General features: G+C 48.3%; 2 protein-coding genes. Both read left to right on the forward strand.

Translation table 11 applies throughout. The annotated features are described in order from the left end of the window. Positions 1 to 1,268: 1,268 nt before the first annotated feature. Positions 1,269 to 2,672, forward strand: coding sequence for a D-arabinitol 4-dehydrogenase (gene dalD / locus RND78_RS27540; RefSeq protein ID WP_312733389.1), 1,404 nt, complete (start codon positions 1,269 to 1,271; stop codon positions 2,670 to 2,672). Beyond that, on the forward strand, positions 2,669 to 3,007 hold the full coding sequence (locus RND78_RS27545) for a SemiSWEET family transporter (protein WP_312733390.1): 339 nt from the start codon (positions 2,669 to 2,671) through the stop codon (positions 3,005 to 3,007). The genes dalD and RND78_RS27545 overlap by 4 nt, the downstream gene beginning before the upstream one ends. Positions 3,008 to 4,181: the final 1,174 nt, after the last annotated feature.

Genomic DNA, 4,181 nt, shown 5'->3' on the forward strand with positions numbered 1-4,181 from the left:
GGATTAGTTGACCACTACACATCTGATCGAGGCGCCAAGCATAGAGGCAGATAACCTTAAAATTAAGGAAATGCCGCAGTGGGTTATTGATCGGCCAGATCGGGTGAGTCCAGCGGTTGCAGTTACCGAGAGCTCCACTTCAAGATCAGCCACTGCTCGCCCAGAAACGCAGGCGGTTCCGTCTGAGATAGCCCGCCAAGTCATGAGAGGGCGGCGTTAGCTGAACCGAATCTTAAAACCATGCAGGAGCCTATATCGGCCTTGCTGCATCATCTAACTCAGGCGACAACGATACCTATCCCGGCATTGGCAGGTATCGCGGATCCAGGTTACCGATCTACCACCGGCCGTCTCAAATTGTTTCTCCACAGCTGAGAGCTCGAGCAGGTCAGGAAATGCGTGGCGGCCGAGCCCTGCGATCCATACCAAACCTACTACCGCTAGTCGGAATCTGTGGCGCGCATCTCAAGGGGTGGACGTGCATGATCGATAGATTCTGCCTAGAGCTCCCACAGGCGCGCACGAAAAAGCGCACAGGCGTGTGGGTTATGGCTATGCGCTATTGCAAATTGACATCAAGAAGACGTGCAGTTATGTTTTGCGACAGACGGCTGCTGTCCGCGCTGCGATGTATCTGCTTCTCCCCAGCAAAACTCTTTTTCGAGTGGAAAAGGCTCACCACGAATTATAAAGGTGGCTCGTGCAGGATTCGAACATGCGATAAATTGGTTAAAAGTTAGCTGACTAGTCGCTCGATCGCATTGCGCTTGTAGTACGTGCGTCTATTTAATACGCCGGTCTATCGAAAAGCCGCGTTTAGGGTTGCCTCGGAATCGACTTTTCAAACAAAGTCTAATCGATAGACGCCAATTATCTTGGCGAGCACATAAAGTGTACTATAGCTACAGAGCGGCACCAATATAGAAAACTGTGTCCGGAGTGCTGCTTCACCTGTTCTATTTAGAGAACAATTCAACCCATGGCGGCGACGGATTACGACATAACCCGTCCCATTATTGAAAAAACGATCAAAGAGCACTATTATTGTCAATTTTAGATGATTAGTTATACCATACTAACTCTTGTCATCCCCAATCAATCAACGCTCAGCGCCTTGACCGCAGGGCATATTTTCGCAACCTGCATCGTAGCTACAGGTTGCGCTGAAACCTCTTATATGCGATAAAAACTGGGCCGTCAACAGCGGCCGAGAATCATTCACAATTAAGGTGCAATGTAGTAGTCACCTCGTTACTCAAGGATATATTTTGAATAGACTCGTACCTGAAAAATCAATTTGGCTTCACCTCGGCGCCGGTGCGTTCCATCGAGCTCACCAAGCTTGGTATCTAAACTTACTTAAAAATGCCGGGCATTGCGAGTGGGGTCTTTCCCTCGCCAACATTCGCAACAGCGCTACACAGCTGACGCTCCAGCAACTAGCCAGACAACAAGGCCGTTACACGCTGGAGATTATATCACCCGAGGGCGATAAGCAGTACCAGACAATTACTGTCGTTGATCAGGTTATTCTCTGGGATGAATTGCTGCGTACGTTGATTGCACAGGGAGCTAACCCGCGTACTAAAATCATTTCCTTTACTGTTACCGAGGGAGGTTATTTTCTCAAGGAGGATGGCCATCTTGACGTTGAGCATCACGCTATTCTGGCAGATCTGAGTGAACGAGGAGAATCCTCCACGCTTTATGGTGCGCTCTGTAAAATATTGAGGGCGCGCATGCTTAGTGGTGGTGAACCTGTGACACTGCTCAGTTGCGACAACCTACGCAATAACGGATCCAGTTTCTATCGCGGCTTGCTGGATTTCGTTGCGGCAAAGAATGATCTGCCATTACTGAATTGGATACAGCAGAATACCAGCGCTCCAAACAGTATGGTTGACCGCATTACTCCGAAGATCAATACAGCGATTCATGCGCGGCTGACGGATGATGGTATTCATGACGATCAAGTGCCGGTCTCTTGCGAAGCTTTTTCCCAATGGGTTTTGGAAGACGACTTCATCGCTGGCCGTCCTCCATTGGAAAACGTAGGCGTGGAGTTTGTTTCTAGCGTGACCCCTTACGAGGAGGCGAAAATCCGCGTTCTGAACGCCAGTCACAGCGGCGTAGCATGGGCCGGTGCCCTACTGGGTAAACAATATATTGATGAGAGCTTGCTACCTCAGGTCAAAACATGGATCAGATCCTACGTTTCGGAAGATGTGAAGCCTGCACTGCAGCCTACGGAAATTGATGTTGACTATTATAGCGCCACTATCCTGAAGCGCTTTAGTAACACTTGGATTCGCGATACCAATCAGCGCGTTTCATCCGACAGTATCGCCAAACTACATGAATTTATTATTCCAACCTTAAAAGCTCGTTATCAAATGGGGCATACGCCAAAAGCCACCTTAATACTTCCTGCTTTATGGTTCCGCTTCATGCATAAACGTCACCAAGGTCAACTGGCTTTTGAGTATCAGGATCGAGCGTTGAACAGCGTTGACTTCAATACGATCTTCACCTCTAATGACCCTCTCAGCGCTTTCGCGAGGACAAAAAAAATCTTCGGCGGGATCAGTGATCAGCCAACCTTCGTAGACGATTTACGTCATGCACTTGCACGTGTCGATGTTGCAATGGCATCTATGCAGGGCGAGCCGTGAAGAATTTTCTTATCGTGGCAGTAACGATAATAATGGCTGCTTTAAGCATTTTTTTTCTAACGCCATGGCCAGCTGCTTTAGGAACGTTAGCGGCATGGGTGACGACCGGTTCTTTTTTGCTCCAGGTGTTACACATCGTAAAAAACAAGGACACCAGCGGCCTGTCGTTGGGTATGTGGGCAGCTCTATTTTTCGGAGTTTCCTGTTGGACTTGGTACGGCCTCCAGAAAGGGGATATTCCAGTCATGACTGCCAACGGAATGACGGCCATTCTTGCCGGGGTGGTTATTGCGCTGAAGCTGTTTCATGAGCGGCGAAAATCCCAACACGTATAACTGACGCTTGAACGGTCAATCTATCAAAAATTAAAAATTTTTCCTTACGGAGCGAGTCTAGCATGCATTTGATGAAAAATCAGAACAAGATGAATGTTCCTAATAACATTAACCCAGTAGTTTAGAATGATCTTGTTCTATAGGTTTTTCCGAATGAAACATCGGGGTTTGTCGGGGCGTTGTCGCACACGAATGGGGAAAAGAGCTCTATTTAGCTGAGTTTCGATCGAGCGTACTAAACACAACTAATCTGGTGACGACTACTACGCCGGCGCCTTCATTAAAGTCGGCCTCATAATTGAAAGATTTCGAGAACTCTGATAGGCGCGATGTTAAAGATCAACCAGACGGAAAAATCATCTCTAAGCTAGGGCGTGGCGAGAAGGTCTAGGTATTTGGAAAACGAAACGATTAGGCTTACATAAGTATTGATGACCGACCATATAAGTGGTTTTCTTCCAAAAGCTTTTGCAAGGGTTTAGGCTACTACGTCTCTTTAAGGCTCAGCTGCTCAGTCAATATCTCCGGCTAGACAGCAGACTCATGAGCGAGGTTTGTTTTGCCTACATCCTCCAGAGTGATTTACATAGGGATAGGTGAAGTAAGTATTATGTCATCTTGGGTTGGAACAGCGTTAGGTACGGTTCCATCCTGTTAGCGTGGACACTTTCGAGTAACTTCATGTCGAACTGCAGGAGTGTTCATGTCTAGGCGCATGAAATATATCTCGAATTCGACCGGGTAGGCCGTTAATTTGGTCCGTCGCCTAGAAGCCAGTTGCCGCCAAAGCGCAAAGAGGTCGGCATGGCCCCGAGCCTGGTAAACCCTCGGGTACGCGAGGCCCAGCCTATTGCAGAAAAAGTTTTCCTGGCATGGACATCCCGTGAGACGACGAGCTTGTCCGTCTCAAGTATGAGCAGGCCGATTAACCAAGGAACATGTTTTTTTAAGAGACGCGGCAGCGTACTTTGCCAAAGAATCATCGAGCGGTACATGGTGATCCGGCGTTGCCGCAATCAATACCCGGTTACGCGTGATGTACCATTGCTTCAAGGTTTCTGCTAGCGGCTATTTTGCGTGGCAGGATCGCGCGCTAAGTCCTCGTGCTTAAGAGAATGCGCATCTGGTAGCGCTTAATCGAGAGATGCGTGAGGAAAGCGGTGACGTATAGTGA

The sequence above is a fragment of the Pseudomonas oryzihabitans genome (assembly GCF_032027545.1).
In the GTDB taxonomy this organism is placed as follows: domain Bacteria; phylum Pseudomonadota; class Gammaproteobacteria; order Pseudomonadales; family Pseudomonadaceae; genus Chryseomonas; species Chryseomonas oryzihabitans_F.